Origin of the sequence: Acidovorax facilis (genome assembly GCF_023913775.1) — a bacterium.
Taxonomy (GTDB): domain Bacteria; phylum Pseudomonadota; class Gammaproteobacteria; order Burkholderiales; family Burkholderiaceae_C; genus Acidovorax; species Acidovorax facilis.
Window position 1 is genome coordinate 8,413 of record NZ_JAMXAX010000038.1, and the last position, 17,411, is coordinate 25,823.

Annotated in this window: 16 protein-coding genes; 1 reads left to right on the top strand and 15 read right to left on the bottom strand. The window is 61.8% G+C overall.

What is annotated here, in order from left to right; all coding sequences use genetic code 11:
- The 8 genes from NFX52_RS12870 to NFX52_RS12905 all read right to left on the bottom strand — a co-directional run.
- A partial coding sequence (locus NFX52_RS12870) for a thiamine pyrophosphate-binding protein (RefSeq protein ID WP_289781598.1) occupies positions 1-1,076 on the bottom strand: 1,076 nt, incomplete at its 3' end.
- 136 nt (positions 1,077-1,212) lie between these two features.
- Positions 1,213-2,088 carry a phosphoribulokinase gene (locus NFX52_RS12875; protein ID WP_055394166.1) on the bottom strand — a complete coding sequence of 292 codons (876 nt, stop codon included), beginning with the start codon at positions 2,086-2,088 and terminating at the stop codon, positions 1,213-1,215.
- Positions 2,089-2,170: 82 nt separating this feature from the next.
- On the bottom strand, positions 2,171-3,274 hold the full coding sequence (locus NFX52_RS12880) for a class 1 fructose-bisphosphatase (RefSeq protein ID WP_055394168.1): 1,104 nt from the start codon (positions 3,272-3,274) through the stop codon (positions 2,171-2,173).
- Between the two features lie 45 nt (positions 3,275-3,319).
- Positions 3,320-4,030 carry a ribulose-phosphate 3-epimerase gene (gene rpe / locus NFX52_RS12885; protein ID WP_082437274.1) on the bottom strand — a complete coding sequence of 237 codons (711 nt, stop codon included), beginning with the start codon at positions 4,028-4,030 and terminating at the stop codon, positions 3,320-3,322.
- Between the two features lie 13 nt (positions 4,031-4,043).
- Positions 4,044-4,856: an HAD-IA family hydrolase gene (locus NFX52_RS12890; protein WP_082437266.1), complete on the bottom strand. Its 813-nt coding sequence runs from the start codon at positions 4,854-4,856 to the stop codon at positions 4,044-4,046.
- Entirely contained in the window at positions 4,853-5,815 is a 963-nt protein-coding gene (gene cbbX / locus NFX52_RS12895; protein WP_082437267.1) for a CbbX protein, read from the bottom strand. Before cbbX ends, NFX52_RS12890 begins: the two co-directional genes overlap by 4 nt.
- Positions 5,816-5,876: 61 nt before the next feature.
- Positions 5,877-6,311 (bottom strand): ribulose bisphosphate carboxylase small subunit, encoded by a 435-nt coding sequence (locus NFX52_RS12900; protein ID WP_055394170.1) that lies wholly within the window; start codon positions 6,309-6,311, stop codon positions 5,877-5,879.
- Between the two features lie 28 nt (positions 6,312-6,339).
- Positions 6,340-7,809, bottom strand: coding sequence for a ribulose-bisphosphate carboxylase large subunit (locus NFX52_RS12905; RefSeq protein WP_055394172.1), 1,470 nt, complete (start codon positions 7,807-7,809; stop codon positions 6,340-6,342).
- Positions 7,810-7,927: 118 nt separating this feature from the next.
- Here NFX52_RS12905 and NFX52_RS12910 point away from each other — a divergent pair, with 118 nt between their 5' ends.
- Positions 7,928-8,944 carry a LysR family transcriptional regulator gene (locus tag NFX52_RS12910; protein WP_082437268.1) on the top strand — a complete coding sequence of 339 codons (1,017 nt, stop codon included), beginning with the start codon at positions 7,928-7,930 and terminating at the stop codon, positions 8,942-8,944.
- Here the strand turns inward: NFX52_RS12910 and NFX52_RS12915 are convergent.
- The 7 genes from NFX52_RS12915 to NFX52_RS12945 form a co-directional block, all read right to left on the bottom strand.
- Positions 8,916-10,292 (bottom strand): sensor histidine kinase, encoded by a 1,377-nt coding sequence (locus NFX52_RS12915; protein ID WP_055394174.1) that lies wholly within the window; start codon positions 10,290-10,292, stop codon positions 8,916-8,918. The genes NFX52_RS12910 and NFX52_RS12915 overlap by 29 nt on opposite strands.
- A 119-nt stretch (positions 10,293-10,411) precedes the next feature.
- Positions 10,412-11,869 (bottom strand): nickel-dependent hydrogenase large subunit, encoded by a 1,458-nt coding sequence (locus NFX52_RS12920; RefSeq protein WP_055394175.1) that lies wholly within the window; start codon positions 11,867-11,869, stop codon positions 10,412-10,414.
- A 142-nt stretch (positions 11,870-12,011) separates the two neighbouring features.
- The gene (locus NFX52_RS12925; RefSeq protein ID WP_202907111.1) at positions 12,012-13,025 is read right to left on the bottom strand and encodes an NADH-quinone oxidoreductase subunit B family protein; all 1,014 of its coding nucleotides are present in this window, start codon (positions 13,023-13,025) and stop codon (positions 12,012-12,014) included.
- A 163-nt stretch (positions 13,026-13,188) separates the two neighbouring features.
- The gene (locus NFX52_RS12930) at positions 13,189-14,646 is read right to left on the bottom strand and encodes a sigma-54-dependent transcriptional regulator (protein WP_055394178.1); all 1,458 of its coding nucleotides are present in this window, start codon (positions 14,644-14,646) and stop codon (positions 13,189-13,191) included.
- A gap of 136 nt (positions 14,647-14,782) precedes the next feature.
- Positions 14,783-16,561 (bottom strand): enoyl-CoA hydratase-related protein, encoded by a 1,779-nt coding sequence (locus tag NFX52_RS12935; protein WP_238385475.1) that lies wholly within the window; start codon positions 16,559-16,561, stop codon positions 14,783-14,785.
- On the bottom strand, positions 16,558-17,049 hold the full coding sequence (locus tag NFX52_RS12940) for a hypothetical protein (RefSeq protein WP_055394180.1): 492 nt from the start codon (positions 17,047-17,049) through the stop codon (positions 16,558-16,560). Before NFX52_RS12940 ends, NFX52_RS12935 begins: the two co-directional genes overlap by 4 nt.
- Before the next feature lie 163 nt (positions 17,050-17,212).
- Positions 17,213-17,411 (bottom strand): AIR synthase-related protein (locus NFX52_RS12945; protein WP_252635668.1); only part of this gene is annotated, 199 nt, incomplete at its 5' end.

The following is a 17,411-nucleotide window of genomic DNA, read 5'->3' on the forward strand; positions in this document are numbered from 1 at the left end:
ACCAGCAAGCTAGGCAACTGATCGGCCAGCGCGGGCAGCAGTCGGCCGGTGATGCGGCGCTCGAACTCGTCCGCCGCATCAGGAAAGGCACTGCGGTAGGCCTCAAAGCGCATGCGCCAGGAGCGCTCAGCGGCAGCGCCGCGCTCGCGCGCATCCCAGGCACAGGCTATATCCCGCGGCACATCAAAGGGCGCAGCAGTCCAGCCAAGTGCAGCGCGGGTAGCGGCCACTTCCGCCGCCCCCAGGGCTGCGCCGTGCACGTCGTGGGTACCGGCCTTGCCCGGTGAACCCATGCCAATGACGGTTTTGCAGCAGATCAGCGTCGGTCGGCCATCGGGCCGGACCGCCTGCGCCCTGGCGGCGTGCAGGGACGCGTCCACCGCTGCCGGGTCATGCCCGTCTACCGCTGCAATCACATGCCAGCCATAGGCCTCAAAACGTTTCGGCGTGTCATCGGTGAACCACCCCCCGACATGGCCATCGATGGAGATGCCGTTATCGTCGTACAACAGCACCAGTTTTGACAGCCGCAAGGTGCCAGCCAGAGAGCAAGCTTCATGGCTGATACCCTCCATGAGGCAACCGTCGCCAGCGAAAGCGTAAGTGAAGTGATCCACGATGGTGTGGTCTACCCCGTCGGCACTGCGGTTGAACTCGGCTGCCAGCAGTTTTTCCGCGAGCGCCATGCCCACTGCGTTGGTGATTCCCTGCCCCAGTGGGCCAGTGGTGGTCTCCACGCCAGGCGTCACGCCGACCTCGGGGTGCCCGGCGGTCTTGCTGTGCAGTTGGCGAAAAGCCTTGAGCTCGGCGATCGGCAGGTCATAGCCCGTAAGGTGCAGCAGCGCATACAGCAGCATCGAGCCATGGCCGTTGCTGAGTACGAAGCGGTCACGGTCGGGCCAGCGCGGGTTCGCCGGGTTGTGCCGCAGGTGGCGGTGCCACAGCACCTCGGCGATATCGGCCATGCCCATGGGAGCGCCGGGATGGCCGGATTTGGCTTGCTCGACCGCATCGACGGCCAGCATACGGATGGCATTGGCCATTTGCCGCGCATGTTCGGGAGATGGTTGGTTCATTTTGACGCTCTATAGAAGGATCAGGAACGGGCGAGGCCTTTTTCAGGCACACCGCGGGCCGGCTCTGCCAGAGCCGCGGGGTTACTGCGGTGCAAAGGGGGTCGGCGGCGACGCGAAGTGCGCCAGCGTGGGGGACTTACAGGGCCCGCTTCTTGCGTTCCATCATTCGCCAGATGAAAGGCGTGAAAATGAGCTGCATGGCCAATTCCATCTTGCCGCCGGGCACTACCACGGTGTTGGCGCGCGACATGAAGCTGCCGTGCACCATGTTCATCAGGTACGGGAAATCGATGCCCTTCGGATTGGCGAAGCGGATCACCACCATGCTTTCGTCGGCGCTCGGAATATCGCGGGCGATGAAGGGGTTGCTGGTGTCCACCATGGGCACACGCTGGAAGTTGACGTGGGTGTGCATGAACTGCGGGCAGATGTAGTTCACATAGTCGGGCATGCGCCGCAGAATGGTGTCGGTCACTGCCTCTGTACTGTGGCCACGCTTGGCCTTGTCGCGCCAGAGCTTCTGGATCCATTCCAGATTGATGACCGGTACCACTCCAATTAGCAAGTCGGGGTGCTGGGCGATGTTGACCTCGGGGGTTACCACCGCCCCGTGCAGTCCTTCATAGAACAGCAGATCGGTGCCAGCGGGCACGTCTTCCCAGGGGGTAAAAGTGCCGGGCTGCTGCTTGTACGGTGCGGCCTCCTCCGGGTCGTGCAGGTACTTTCTTCGCCGGCCAGTGCCTGTGACTGCATAGGTCCGGAACAGCTCCGCCAGCTCAGTAAACAGGTTGTTGTCCGGGCCGAAGTGGCTGAAGTTCTTGTCACCAGCGGCCTCCGCCTCAGCGAGGTGGCGTTTCATCTCGGTGCGGTCGTGGCGATGAAAACTGTCGCCTTCTACGATGGCGGCGTTCACCCCTTCGCGGCGAAATATGTTTTCAAAGGTACGGGTCACCGAGGTGGTGCCAGCACCGCTGGAGCCCGTTATGGCAATGATCGGGTGGCGTTCGGACATGCGCGAATCTCCTGATAGTTTTAACTGAAATTGACCTGCAGTGCTTATGTAGAGTGCGCTTGTAGCTACTGCTTCTGTAGCGTCAGGCGCATGCCCGGAAAAGGCTACGGTCGTGGAACAGCGGGTTGTCGAGTTCGACATGGACGGGCTCGGCGTGGTAGCGCTCGATGCGCTCTACCTCGTGCTTCGAACCAAACACCAGACCGATGCGTTGGTGCAGGCTCTCAGGCTGCACCTCCAACACGGGAATACTCCCTGTGCTTGCGCGGCCACCCGCCTGTTCCATGATGAAACCGATGGGGTTGGCCTCGTAGAGCAGGCGCAGTCGGCCTGGCCGTGCCGCATCCTTGGTGTCACGCGGGTAAAGGAAGACGCCGCCACGCATCAAGATGCGGTGTGCCTCGGCCACCATGCTGGCGATCCAGCGCATGTTGAAGTCCTTACCGCGAGTGCCCGCTGCGCCCGCCAGGCATTCGTCCATATAGCGCTTGACCGGCGCCTCCCAGAAGCGGCTGTTCGATGCGTTGATTGCGAATTCCTGGGTGTCGAGCGGCACCTGCAATTGCGGATGTGTGAGCATGAATTCACCCAGATTAGGGTCCAGGGTGAAGCCGTTCACGCCACTGCCCACGGTGAGCACCAGCATGGTGGTAGGCCCATACAGGGCGTATCCAGCGGCTACCTGCCGGGTGCCCGGCTGCAGAAAATCTGCTTCAACCACATCGCACTCGGCGCGATTTCCCTCAGGCTGGGGAGCGCGCAGGATGGAGAAGATGCTGCCTACCGAAACGTTTACATCGATATTGCTGGAGCCGTCCAGCGGATCGAACACCAGCAAGTATTTGCCGCGCCGGTACGGCGCAGGAATCTGGTAAGGCACTACCATTTCTTCCGAGGCCATACCGGCCAAGTGCCCTCCCCATTCGGTGATGTGCAGGAAGAACTCGTTACTCAGTACATCGAGCTTCTTCTGCGTCTCCCCTTGCACATTGACAACGCCACCGCCTTCCTCAGCATGGTTGCCAAGCACACCGCCGAGTTCGCCGTAGGCCACGGTGCGGGCGATCGACTTGCAGGCCATGGCCACATCGAGGATCAGCGCGTTGAAGTCGCCACTGGCATCGGGAAAGCGGCACCGCTCCTCGATGAGAAACCGGGTGAGCGTGGTGTGGTGGGGAAATGCCATGGTAGTGTCTCGGGAGTTATGGATTCTTTGGATGGGTCGCCGCCGTCATGCAGACTGGGGCACCTGCTGGCGCAACGCGCGCAGCACGCCGCGGTAGCCGCCGTCGGCGTCCGGCGCGCCAAAAACAGCGCTGCCGGCCACACAGGTATCGGCTCCGGCGGCCACAATTGCAGCGATGTTGTCTACCTTTACGCCGCCATCCACCTCCAGCCAGATCCGGCGGCCGGTCGTGTCTGCATAAGCGTCGAGACGCTGGCGTACCTGGCGCAATTTGGCCAGCGTGGACGGGATGAAGGCCTGCCCGCCAAAGCCGGGGTTCACGCTCATCAACAACACCATGTCGAGTCGTTCCATCACCTGGTCGAGCCAGGCCAGTGGCGTGGCCGGGTTGAGCGCCAGACCTGCCTGACAGCCGTGTTCGCGGATCAGCGCAAGTGTGCGATCCACGTGGCGCGAAGCCTCTGGATGGAAACTGATGATATTGGCACCAGCCTTGGCAAACTGCGGGATGAGGGCGTCCACTGGCTCCACCATCAAATGCACGTCAATGGGAATTCCGACGTGCGGGCGGATGGCTTGGAACACCAGCGGGCCAATAGTGAGATTTGGCACGTAATGGTTGTCCATGACATCGAAATGCACCAGGTCGGCCCCCCCTGCCTCAATGGCGCGCACCTCCTCACCAAGGCGGGAAAAATCAGCCGAGAGGATGGAGGGAGCGAGACGCAACGGCTGAACAGAACTGGGAATGAACATGACGGGCGAGCCTTCAATGGGCAGGAAATTGGACATGGGGCTGAGCCGGCTGCACCCCATGCCAGTCCTCAAGCTCGGCCAGCGTCACGGTGGCCAGGTCGGGCAGCAGGCGCAAGCAGCCACGGAAGTCATGGCTGGCGGTGTAGCGCGTGGGGGTGATCACGGTCGCCAGGCCTGCAGCACGGGCGGCGTGCAGTCCGTTCGAGGAGTCTTCGAATGCGAGGCAATCGCCGGCGGGCAGCGCCAGGCGTTCGAGCATCTGCAGGTACACCTGCGGGTGGGGTTTTTTCAGTGGCGCGGTGGACGCATCGCCGATGGCCGCAAATTGATAAACCCAGTCCGGACCGATAGCGGTGCGCAGCAGTGCAGCGATGTTGACCGGCGAAGTAGTGGTGGCAATCGCCAGCCGCAGCCCTGCCGCCTTGGCCTCTTGCAGCAGCCGCAGCACACCAGGGCGCAGGCCGACCGCACCACTGTGCACAGCGTACTCATAGACGGCAGTCTTGGCGTCGTGGATGCGTTGTACGGTGTCACGCACGCCGCTGCCGGAGATGTCGTGCGGAAAGTCGCCGCGGGCGTGCCAATAGTGCAGGATGCGCTCCTTGCCTCCCGAGATATCGAGTAGCCGGGTGTAGGTCGCTTCGTCCCAGTGCCAGCTCAGCCCCTCGGCAGAAAAAGCCTGATTGAAGGCGGCACGGTGGGTGCTCTCCGTGTCGGCGAGCGTTCCGTCGACATCAAAAATTAGCGCCTTAAGACGGCGCGTCCCCGCGCCTTTCGCTCCGTCGTTTGGGGAATGCCCCAACGCCGTGGCCTTGTACTTGCTCATGCGTCACCTTGCGTCGTATGGAACAGTCGGCTAGCCAGAAAATCTGCCTCGGTAAGCGTGCTGAGGTCTTGCGCGCTAAGTTCACGGTCGCGGTCGGCAAACAAGCGGCTGGCCTGGCGAAGGCGGGCTCGGTCCAGGGCGTTGCGAACGCTGCGAGCGTTGGCAAAATGCGGCTGGCGCAGGCGCAGTTCCAGGTACCGCCCAAAGGCTTCACTGGCGCCTGCCCCGAAGTGATAGTTCTGTGTGGCCAGCATCTTTTCCGCAATCTGCATCAGCTCGGGTGGTGCGTAGTCAGGAAACGCCAGGTGGTGGGCGATGCGTGAGCTCATGCCAGGGTTGCTCTGGAAGAAGGTGTCCATCCGATCGGAGTACCCAGCCAGGATTACCACCAGGTCGTCGCGCTGGTTTTCCATAACCTGCAGCAGAATTTCGATAGCTTCCTGGCCGTAGTCACGTTCGTTTTCAGGGCGGTACAGGTAATACGCCTCATCGATGAACAACACGCCTCCCATGGCCTTCTTCAGCACTTCGCGGGTCTTGGGCGCGGTGTGGCCTATGTATTGGCCCACGAGGTCGTCGCGGGTCACTGCCACCAGGTGGCCTTTGCGCACATACCCCAGTCGGTGCAGGATGGTGGCCATGCGCAGCGCCACCGTAGTCTTTCCCGTACCGGGGTTCCCGGTGAAACACATGTGCAGGCTTGGCGCCTGGGCCGCCAGGCCTAGGTTCATACGCAGCCGGTCGATGACCAGCAGCGCGGCGATGTCGCGGATACGCGCTTTCACCGGCGCCAGGCCGACCAGATCGGTATCAAGTTCCTGCAATACCGATTCAATCTGCGCATCGGCGAGCACAGCGGCCACAGTGCGTGCGACCGGCGCAGGCGCGGCAGTCGCCACTTCTTCGGACACAGGAGAGGGCTGTGCGCCAGTGCGATGGATACCGGGGATAGCGTACATCGGTGTGTTCACCTTAAAAGTGGCTTTTGGTCAGATATGTCTTGCGCAAGAAGCTATCAAGCTAATAGCGTTCTCCTTCGGGCCGCGAGACGCCGTAACCGCTTGTCGTGTAACGCAGGTTGCGGCCTTGAGCTTCCTGGCGCTCCAGCATGAAACCGTGCTCCACCGGTGGCCGGTTGACGATGAAACACATGGCCACCGACTCGACGCCGCGTGTGGCGTTGAAGGCCATCAGACGGATGTAGTGACGGGGAAAGGCCTGGCGACAGGCCGTCAGTTCCTGCAGTACGCCGGCAGCGTCCTGCAGGTCGAACATCGGCATGCCGTACATATCCCAATAAGTGTTTCGCGGGTGCGGGTCGTCGGTGTATTCGACGCTCCAGGCATAGCCCTTGCCGAGGCCGTACTCGATCTGCAAGGTGATCTCGGCATCGGTCAGTTCTGGAAGAAAGCTGAACTGGCCCTGGGTCAAGCGGCCGGTGGGGTTGGTCATCATGGTGCTGTACTCCTTATGTCTGTGGTGATCAGGCCGACATCGCAGGAGTGGCCACGTAGTCGCTGCTGTCGGTCGAGGCGTAGTTGAAGGTGATATCGCCCCAGGTATCGAGTGCAGCCTTGAGCGGGCCGCAGCTCTGTGCGGCTTTACGCAGGATCTGCGGGCCTTCTTGCGCGATGTTCCTACCCTCATTGCGTGCCTTGACCATGGTCTCAAGAGCCACACGGTTGGCTACGGCGCCGGCCTGGATGCCCTGCGGGTGGCCGATGGTGCCGCCGCCAAACTGCAGGATCACGTCGTCGCCAAACAGATCAAGCAGCTGGTGCATCTGCCCGGCGTGAATGCCTCCTGAGGCCACGGGCATCACCTTCTTGGTGTCTGCCCAGTCCTGGTCAAAGTAAATGCCACGTGGCAGGTCGGTCACGGTGTAGCTGTCGCGACAGACGTTGTAGTAGCCCTGCACAGTGAGCGGGTCTCCTTCGAGCTTGCCCACGGCAGTGCCGGTATGCAGGTGGTCCACGCCAGCCAGGCGCAGCCACTTGGCAATCACACGAAAGCTCACACCATGATTCTTCTGCCGCGTGTAGGTCCCATGGCCAGCCCGGTGCATGTGAACAATCATGTCGTTCTTGCGTGCCCAATTGGCCATACTCTGAATGGCGGCCCAGCCAATCACCAGGTCAAGCATGATGACCACGCTGCCAAGCTCCTTGGCGAATTCGGCGCGCTCGTAGATGTCTTCCATCGTGGCGCCGGTCACATTCAAGTAGCTGCCCTTGATCTCGCCAGTGGCGGCCTGGGCCTTGTTCACCCCATCCATCACGTAGAGGAAACGGTCACGCCAGTGCATAAAGGGCTGGCTGTTGATATTCTCGTCATCCTTCATGAAATCGAGGCCACCCTTGAGCCCTTCGTAGATCACGCGGCCGTAATTGCGACCCGACAGGCCCAGCTTGGGCTTTGTCGTGGCGCCAAGCAGTGGACGACCAAATTTATCGAGCCGTTCACGTTCCACAACCAAGCCGGTGGGTGGTCCCTTGAAGGTCTTGATGTAGGCCACAGGCAGGCGGATGTCTTCCAGTCGAGCCGCCTTGAGCGGCTTGAAGCTGAACACGTTACCGATCAGGCTGGCGGTCATGTTCGAGATGGACCCTTCTTCGAACAGGATCAGGTCATAGGCCACATAGGCGAAATACTGGCCGGGGTTGTTTGGCACCGGGATCACTTTGTAGGCCTTGGCGCGGTAGCTGTCGCAGGCGGTGAGGCGGTCGGTCCACACCACCGTCCAAGTCGCCGTGCTGGACTCACCAGCCACTGCAGCAGCGGCCTCCTCAGGGTCGACACCGTCCTGCGGTGTGATGCGAAACAGGCAGATGGTGTCAGTGGCGCTGGGGACGTAGTCCGGCACCCAATAGCCCATCTGCATGTACTTCAGAACGCCTGCGCTGTAGCGAGTTTTGGCATCGGTGATCTGGCCAGTTTCAACAGTGTTGCTCATCGGTTCTCCTGGGATGAATGAGGTTGGGTGCGATGGCTGAACTGTAAAAATCAACTCAAGTAAAGTAAATTCACAAATTATTAGAATTAAGTTAAGGTATCGCTTAAGGATGTTCTGAATGAGAAACGCTACCTTCCGGCAGTTACGCGTGTTCAACGAGGTGGCCCGCCATCTCAGCTTTGCCAAGGCCGCACAGGCGCTGCATCTCACGCCGCCGGCGGTCACCATGCAGATCAAAGAGTTGGAGGGCCATGTGGGCATGCCATTGTTCGAACGCAGTGGGCGCCAGGTGGCGTTGACCACGGTGGGCGAATACATGCTGGTGTACGCGCGCAAGATGCTGGCGACCCTGAAGGACGCAGAAGACACCGCTGCGCGATTGCAAAAGCTGGAGGTGGGCACGCTGACCATTGGCATGGTGAGCACCGCCAAGTACTTCTTGCCGCACTTGTTGACCGAGTTCCGTCGCGAACACGAAGGCATCGAGATCAAGCTGACGGCTGGCAACCGTGAACAGTTGGTGCAAATGCTGCACGCCAACGAAGTCGATATCGCCATCATGGGCCGGCCCCCTAAGGAGCTGGCAACGCGCGCCGAGCCCTTTGCCGCGCACCCGCATGTGTTTGTGACGCCAGTGGGGCATCCGCTGGCCAACGCCGGACATCTACCAGTAGAGGCATTACACGGTCAGAGTTTCATCGTGCGCGAGCAGGGCTCCGGAACGCGCGCAGCCTTGGAAAAGTTCCTAAAGGAGGCCCATGTGGAGCTGCGAATCACCATGGAGATGGCCAGTAACGAAACCATCAAGCAGGCGGTAATGGCTGGCATGGGACTGAGCTTCCTGTCGCTGCACACTCTTGGCCTGGAACTTGACCATGGGCTCATCGCCCTGCCCGACGTAGAAGGCGCCCCGGTGGTGCGAGCGTGGAACGTGGTGAACACTTTGTCCAAGCTGCTGTCGCCAGCAGCAGAGGCGTTCCGCTACTTCGTCCTAGAGCGCGGGGAGAGTTTCCTGGCGGAGCATTTCAGGCAGCACGTCGATCTGGCTGAGCTCGCCACCGATCCGCTCACACCAGGCCCTTTCAGGCGGGGAAAGACGAATATGCCTATGAAGGTAATGAAGGCGCAGGAGTAAACCCTGGATCAAACGCCAACGGCAAAGTCAGAGTGAACTCCGTTCCACCCTCCGGGTGGTTGTGCACTGCTAGTTCTCCTCCGTGCTGCTCCACAATGCCATAACTGATTGATAGGCCCAGGCCAGTGCCCGAGCCGACCGGTTTCGTAGTGAAAAAAGGCTCGAAAATCCGCAACAAGTTCTCTTCTGGAATGCCGATACCGTTGTCGCGTATGGTCACCAGAACCTGATGCGCATCGTGCGTCGCGCGGATCCAGACCATAGGTGTGGCACCACGTGCGGCGGCGGCATCGCACGCGTTCTGCAACAGATTCATCAATACCTGATGCAGCTGCGCGCCGCTGCCCATCACCCAACACGGCGGACCGGCCTCCCAAAACACCTCGAAAGTGGGCGCCGCACCCTTGCGCACCCAAAGAATGGCACGCGCGATCATCTCGTTCAGATCGACCAACTGACGCTCCTCACGATCCTTAGCGGAGAAGCGTTTCAGGCCATGCACGATGTCGGCGGTGCGCTGCGCGCCCTCTAACGTACCCTCGATCAGCGAAGGTAGGTCTGCTACCAAGTGGTCGATACGCAATTGCACTCGCAAGGCCTGCAAGTTCTGCAGCGACTGGTCCGAATGCACCGCAGCCAGGTACTGGCGCAGCCGCTCGCTATAGCGGTGCAGGGCGTGTACGTTGCCGAGCACGAAACTGATCGGGTTGTTGAGCTCATGCGCCACACCGGCCACCAGTCTACCGAGCGAGGCCATTTTTTCTGAATGCAGCAGTTGCTGCTGCGCGCGCTTGAGTGCTTCGTGGGCCGTGCGCAGCTCTTGGTAGGAGCGCTTGATCTCGGCCATTGGCCGCCCCACCAGCACCGTACCCAGGCGCCGGCCAGAGCTGGCCACACGCGGCGTGCAGTTGAAATCCACTGGCACACCCTGACCCTGGCGATCAATCAGGTTCAACTCAACCACCTCACCGCTGCGCACAGCGCGGGTGTTGCCCAGTACGTCACGGGCATGCTGCGCGCTGTCCACATCGGCCAACAACGCCGCCAGAGGGGTACCGCGCAAACTGGCATCACCCCGGCCTACGAGTTCACACAGCGCCGCATTGGTTTCCTCGATGTTGCCGTATTCGTCGCAGACAAGCAGCACGTCGGACATGGCGGATAGGACGCTAAAGATGAACTGTTGCGACTGCTCCAACTGCGTGTTCTTCTTCTCGAGCTCAACCTCATCGTCGATAAGCTGCGTATAGACCTCATCCATCTTCTGGATCACATCCAGCCAAGTGGACTCGTCCACGCCCTCCATAGGGATCGGGTTCAAGGGGCTGGGCGTTCGGACCTTGCTCATGGCAGGTTTCTACGATCGCAAAGGGCCTGACTCAACCCCGCGCACAATAGCTCTGGCTTGCCCAGGCTGCAGCTGGTGCCGCCTGGGAGACGGCTCCGCGAAGATTGTGAGGTCGCCATCTAGTGCACTGTGCAGACCATACAGGGGTCAAATGATCGCACGACATGTTGGACCGAAATGGGAGTCTTTTCACCCTCAATAACCGGCGCACCCACTAGTGCCTGTTCCAGCGCTCCAGGAATGCCGGCAGCATCGCGCGGTGAAAAGTTCCAGCTGGTCGGCGCAACGATCTGATAGTTGGCGATGCGACCGCGCTGCACCTCCACCCAATGCCCCAGGCAGCCGCGCGCAGCTTCGCTCAGACCCGTTCCCCGCCCGTGCTCTGGCAGGTTCGACGGCACGCAGAACGGCTCCCCTGGCCGGATGTCCTGCAACCAGGCTTCCATCATCGGCACCACCCGCGCCAGCTCCAACAGGCGGGCCAGAACGCGCGTGTAAACGGTGCCGCCGTGTCGCGTCACCGCGTCGCGCACCAATGGATTTCCACCAGCGAGCTGGCGTGCGATAGCTCCGGTCTCGATCACTTCCCCCCCCAGTCGCGGCGCCTTGTTCCAGGTATAGGCTCCTGCCTTGTCTGGATCGGGCACGGTCAGCCCTTGCTGTGGATGCAAGGGCCCGCCAGCATCGGACAGCCAGGCATGGGTGGCATCTTCGGTGATGCGGCTCGGGTCCATCGCTTCCAGTTGGGCTGGCTCAGCGCGCCACAGGCCGCCTGGCAAACCGTAACCGCCCTCGGGCAGCGCATACGCACCGTAGCTCAGGTAACGCCCAGGACCGGGACCCAGCTTACTCAGTGACAGTTCGTTCACTAGCGTCAGGAAAAACCGGAAGTCGCTGCCCAACGGGTCTTGTGCGTGCCAACGCCCGAGCGCGTCTTCGCTCGCCAGTTCAGTCATGGTCTCCAGAGAGGCACCAAAAAGTTGGCGTTCCAGAAAGGACCGGAACTCACGCACGCGAGCAAGCAAGCGCACCCGTTCGACCGCCTCGACCGCGCGGGTCGAGCCACCGGGTTCAATGGACTGCGTGTGCGGCCACTTGCCGCCCAGCGTGCCCATCAGGGTGAGCCAGCGCTGGCGCGCAGCCGTCGCCGCGCGCACGTGTTCGCCTCTGTCAGGTGCAAAGCGACGTAGTGCTTCGGCGTACCAGGGTCGAGCGGCATACACCGGGCGACAGAAATCCGGCATGAAGAACAGATAAAAATGTGTCAGGTGGTCGGCGAGATTCTCGGTGGCCAGGATCAGGTTGGTCGCATGCTGGCCGTTTGCAGGTATCTGCACCTGCCCCAGATCGGCCAGCGCACGCGCACTGGCCACCGACTGCGACACCGAGCAAATGCCGCAGATGCGCGGCACGTAGATGAGCGCGTCGTGTGGCGCCTTGCCCTGCAGAATCTGCTCAAATCCGCGGTACATGGTGGCATTGACCTGAGCCGAGGCGACGCGCCCGTCGACGATGTCCAGCGACACTTCCAGATCGCCTTCGACGCGGTTGAACGGACCAACCAGCAGGCGACTCATTTCATGGGCTCCGAGGTCTGCCGACAGGTTTCACGTAATGGGACAAATCTGAAACCAGGCTCAGCGCAGAACTGGTTCTGCTGTGCCCCTGGTGTGCTTGGTAGGTCGCATCGCCGCCAGCGTGTCCGGTTCGTCGAGCCATTCATTTCAACCTTGTCTTTCTAATAGCAGGTTTCACCACAAGGTGGTCTTCCACAGCGTTGTATTTCACGCGTTTGGGCGTGGCGCTCTTGGACAACGAGGCCAGAGCCACGAACCAGGCCTTGGGCATGTCAGTCGGCAGGCCGATCGGGATGCCCGCGAGCTTGGGGGTTTCGTGGAACGGATGACCGGGCTCCTGGAAACCTGGTTCGGTGCATGCGATGCAGGCGTAACCGCCGCGCGTGCAGCTGCCCTCACCGTTCCACAGGCGAATATTGCAGTCGGCGTGCACCTGGGTGCCCTTGCAGCCCATGTGCTCCATCAAACAACCAAGGTCGGATGGTTTTTCCGCGCTGGCCTTGAATTCGTAGTACTCGTTGCGGGTGCAGCCGTGGTGCACCAGCTGGTCCGCGTAGAAGCGCGGCCGATTCAGCGGGTCGAGGTCGGCGTCAGTCAGGCCGTCAACGGCTAGGGCCATAAGCGTGTCGATGACCCAGCTGGGGTGCGTGGGACAGCCCGCGATATTGATCACCGGCAATCCGCTGGAAGAACGGAAGCCGGCGCCGAGCAAGCCGCCGGGCCGATCGTCCTCGAACTGAAGACCGCAGGCGTCAGTCGGGTTGTCGCCGCCGGCGGTGATACCACCCCAGGCCGCGCAGCTACCGATCGCAACCACATGCTTCGCGCGCGCCGCGAGTTGTCGCACCCAGTGGATCATGGGCACGCCCGTGCCTGCCAGCATGTGGAAGCGGCCCGAGCCGTACGGTCCACGCAGCAGCGAACCTTCGATGCACAACGCGTCCAGGGGAACACGCCCATCCAGCACGGCTTGAAGCAAATCGATTACCTCCTCACCGCTAGACAGCGACAACGAGGGATGCCACAAAAGATCGACTCCAGCATCACGCAAATGGCCCTGGAAATCGGTGGTGTCTGCGCACAGCAGTGACATGCTGCAACCGCCGCAGCCGCCAGACTGCAACCAAAGCACCTTCAACGGTCGCGCAGAAGCCATTTCAATTTCCCCAGAGGTAGAAGCACAACGGTCTGCCGAACGCGGCCACAGCGAAAGGCCAGAAACTCGGAGCACAGCGAAACGTGCTTGGCCCGAACGTAAGTGTTGCCTCTTGAGCAATCTGCCGCCCCCCCAAAAAATGGGGTCAACAACGGAGTTGACATTATTTGTCCAATCCGAAACGTTGCATCTTGGCGCGCAAACCAACCCGTGACAAACCCAGCTCGGCAGCGGTGCGCGTCTTGTTCCAGCGATGGCGCAGCAAGGACTCGCGCAAGACCATGGCTTCGATCACGTCCAGCCGTTCGACCAGTGTGCCACTCTGGGGAACCACCATGGACATATCGTCGATGGTGCCTCGGGTACGGCCTTGAAGGACTCGTGCGGAAAAGACGCCCGGCGTCAGTTGCTGACCATCGTGCAACGCCAGTGCACGCGCAATTTCGTTGCGCAATTCCCGGATGTTGCCCGGCCATGGATAAGCCTGCAGAAAGGCCAGCGTGTCATCAGGCAGCTCCGCACCAGGGTGTCCCAGCTCGGCTGCCACATCCAGCACCGTCTTGCGCGCAATCGGCACAATGTCGGCTGCACGCTCGCGCAGCGGCGGCATGGTGATCGTGACGCCGGCGATGCGGTAGTAGAGGTCTTCGCGAAACAGATCGTCACGCACGCGCTGCTCCAGCTGACGATGGGTGGCGGCGATAACACGGACGTCCACCGGTACCGGCCGCGCAGCGCCCACCGGTCGCACCTCACCTTCCTGCAGCACACGCAAGAGCTTGACCTGAAACGCTGGCGAGGTTTCTCCGATTTCATCGAGAAACACGGTACCGCCGTGGGCTCGTTGGAACAGGCCGGGATGGTCTTCGTAGGCCCCGGTGAAGGCGCCGCGTTTGTGACCGAACAGTTCGGATTCGAGCAGGGTGTCGGGGATTGCCGCGCAGTTTTCTACCACGAAGGGGCCGGTGTGGCGCGGTGAGGCGTAGTGAATCGCGCGTGCCAGAAGCTCCTTGCCGGTGCCCGATTCGCCCAGCACCAGCACCGAGATGTCGTAACGCGCCACACGCTCAGCCGTGGCACAGATGCTGTCCAGCGGACTCCCCAGAGCCCGCACGATCCGGTCGAACCCAAAGTGGTTACGCGCCCGCGTTATCTTCGTGCTCGTACGCTGGCGCAGGACTCCAGTGCTGGTGCGTAGCTCCAGATCGAGTCGACTGTTCTGGCGCTGCAGCGACTGCGCCTCCACAGCGTTGCGTACCGACTCCAGTAGGTGGTCGGGGCCCCAGGGTTTGAGGATGTATTGGTAAATGCCGGCTTCGTTGATGCCGGCAATGATGTCTTCTGAATCGGTGTAACCCGAGATCGCGATGCGCACTACCTCGGGCCAGCGCTCGCGCACCTCCTTGAGGAAGCTCATACCCGTCTGCCCAGGCATGCGCTGGTCGCAAAGAATCACATTCACCGGTTCACACTCCAGCAGGCCACGCGCCTCTTCCGCGCTGCTGGCCGTGAACACGGTGAAATCGTCGTCTAGCGTGCGCCGTAGCGCGTCTTGCGAGTGCACCTCGTCGTCGACGACGAGCACGGTGGGTAAGGATTCCGAAATCAAAGGCTGCGTCATTTTTCGACCGAGCTTGCATAGACCGCCCGGCGCGGCATATCTGGATCAAAAACACTGCCAAACCGGTTTCTCCGGGCCGCATATGACCTCTGGGGGACGTAGGCGGCGACTCGCCGCGAACCAGCAGCGGCGCGGCTCATCGGTGTACCGCCAGATGGCGTGGCGTCCACGCGTGGGGCAGTTTGTGCACAAAGTGGTGGCGTGCCACGTGGTAGCTCGGATCGAAGCCGTAAAAGTTTCGGTGCATGCGCGCCAGTTCCTGTTCGCGGTGATCGGCAAGCGGTCGGCGGGCCTCATCTTCGGCACGCTGTGCCTGCTTGGCCGCCAGCCGCTCGGACCAATTGTAGGAGCCAGCCAGCGCCAGTGCTCGTGCGATGCAGCGTTCGTCAAGCCCGGCACGGTCTTGCACATCGCAATGGTCGATCAGACCCATGGCCAGCGCGCTGCGGGCCAGCAGCGGCAGGCGCTGCGCCATCAGGTCTTTCGCGCCCACTACACCCAGGCGGCGCGGCAGCAGGTAGGTCCAGTACTCGGAGCCGTAGAGATTGCCCATATTCTTGTAGTGTGGGTTGAGCACCACGCTGTCGTGCGCCCAGATTTCATCGGCCGTCAGCGCAAGAAAGGCGCCGCCTGCGCCGGCGTTGCCACGCAGCACGCTCACGGTGAGCCGGTCAGTGGTCTGCAGCACCGCGAGCGCCAGGTCGTTCATGGCGTTGATGTTGCGCCACGAGGCATCGGCTGCGCTGTCACCCGCGTGGTGGGCCGCCGCTTCGATGCTGTTGAGGTCGATGCCATTGCTGAAGAATCCAGCTCCACCCATGAGCATCAGCACCTGCGTGGGCCGCTGGCAGACCGCCAGCCAAGCGGCGCGCAACCGTTCACAGCGTCCAGTAGACATGGCACCGTTGTAAAAATCAAAAGACAGGCAACCGACGCGCGCGCCTTCGGGGCCGTGCTCGGTGTAACGCAGCTCACCCCATTCGTCGTCCGCCCGTTGTAGCGGCACAGGACGTTGCGGCAGGGTAGCCGCCTCGTGCTCAAACAGCTCAGCGGCGATCTGTTTGAATGAGCCGGCCCCAGCGTCTGACGGTGCCGCCAACAGCCGCGCCTGACCGATCCACACGCCGCCGTCACGCGTGCGGCGCAGGAGCGCGCCGTCACGTTGCGCCAGCAGCTCACCTGGCGCGCGTTCTTGGAACTCATGGAGCACGGCTGCGCTGGCCGGGTGAGCATCCATAAGGTAGCAGGCCTGCCCCCACAGTGCATCGAGCACGCCGGGCTGGCCATCGGCGCAATGCAGCTTGGCCAGTACCCTGGCGGTATCGTCAGCCGCCCAGTCGATGTACCTGTGCTCCTGCTTCATCAGTGGTTGCCAGCGCGGCGTCGGCGTCGGCGTCGGTGTCGGTGTCGGCGCTGCATCTGGCGCTGTCCTGTGACCTTGTGCGAAGTGCTGGATGGCATCGGTCACGGCTTGCAACGCGGCAGCAGTCACTTCACGTCGGTACAGATCTCCCTTGGCTGCACTTCGAGTCTGAAAGCTCGCGTGCGCCCAAACCGGCCCCGCATCAAAATCGCCGTTGGCTTGCAGCACAGTCACGCCCCACCGCGACTCGCCCTGCAACACCGCCCAATCGAGCGCGCTCGGCCCTTGATCGCCGGGCGGCCCGGGATGCACGACCAGACAGGTCACACTTTGCCACACCGATGCCGGAATGCGACGCTTCAGAAAGGGGGCCAGCACGATATCTGGCTGGAACAAAGCGACGGCCTCTTCGGTCACACGATCATTGATGTCGAGCTCTACGCTCAGCGTGTGGCCACTGGCGCGCAGTTCGGCGTATAGGCGCTGGGTGAGGCTGTTAAAACTGTGGCACAGCAGCAAGATGCGCAGGGCTGAGGTGTGGATCATGTTCATGGTCGTAAGGTTTGCAGTTCGATTTGTGCCTGCTTGCGCCCTAGGTAAATGGCAAGTTGGGCCTGGATGACGTCGAGTGCCTGGTTAAACGATGCAGCGGTGCGCGCAGCCAGAAGCGCCTCCGCCATCACCGCCGTGTCGGGACCAAAGTGGGGCATCAGTTGCACCATGGCGCGACGGCGCAGCGGCTCCAGATCGGGTTCGGAAGGGGCAGTTAGCGCCTCAGTGCTACGGGTGGCGGCCCCTGGGAGTTCATCGGTCGGTCTCAGCCGCGTGCGGGGTTCGGATACGGGCTCAATCAGGCGCAAAGTGAGTAAGGCGTCGAAATGGCTCTGCACCTGTTCTACCCCCCGCGCAACCAGCGCACCCACCGAGTCACTGCCATTGATCATGATGAGCACGCTGCGGGTGGCCCTGGACAGGCCAGCCTGACGGCACGCGACCTCGGCCTTGCCGAGGTCTGTCTTCTGAAACACCTTGCCCAACATGCCCGTCTCCTAATCTCCCGTGATCGGCTAGTGCATCTGTGTCCACCAACGATTCAATTCCCACGGCAACAACGGCGCCCCATCCAGCAGCAGCCGCAGAAGAACCGATTCGCCGGGCTGCAGGCTGCGCCCCGTGGGGATGGCGCGTTGCGGGGCAGGTGTATCAACAGATCCGCGGCAACTGTTCACCTGTCAACCAGTCAACCACGCGGCGCCCACCAAAACTGGTCGCCATCTGCACGAAATGGTGCGGGTCGACCGTGACTTCGCCGATGCGAGCAGCATCGGCACCGAGCGGATGGGCACGCATCGCAGCCAGTACTGCTTCGGCCGATTCGGGCGAAATCACTGCGATAAGTTTG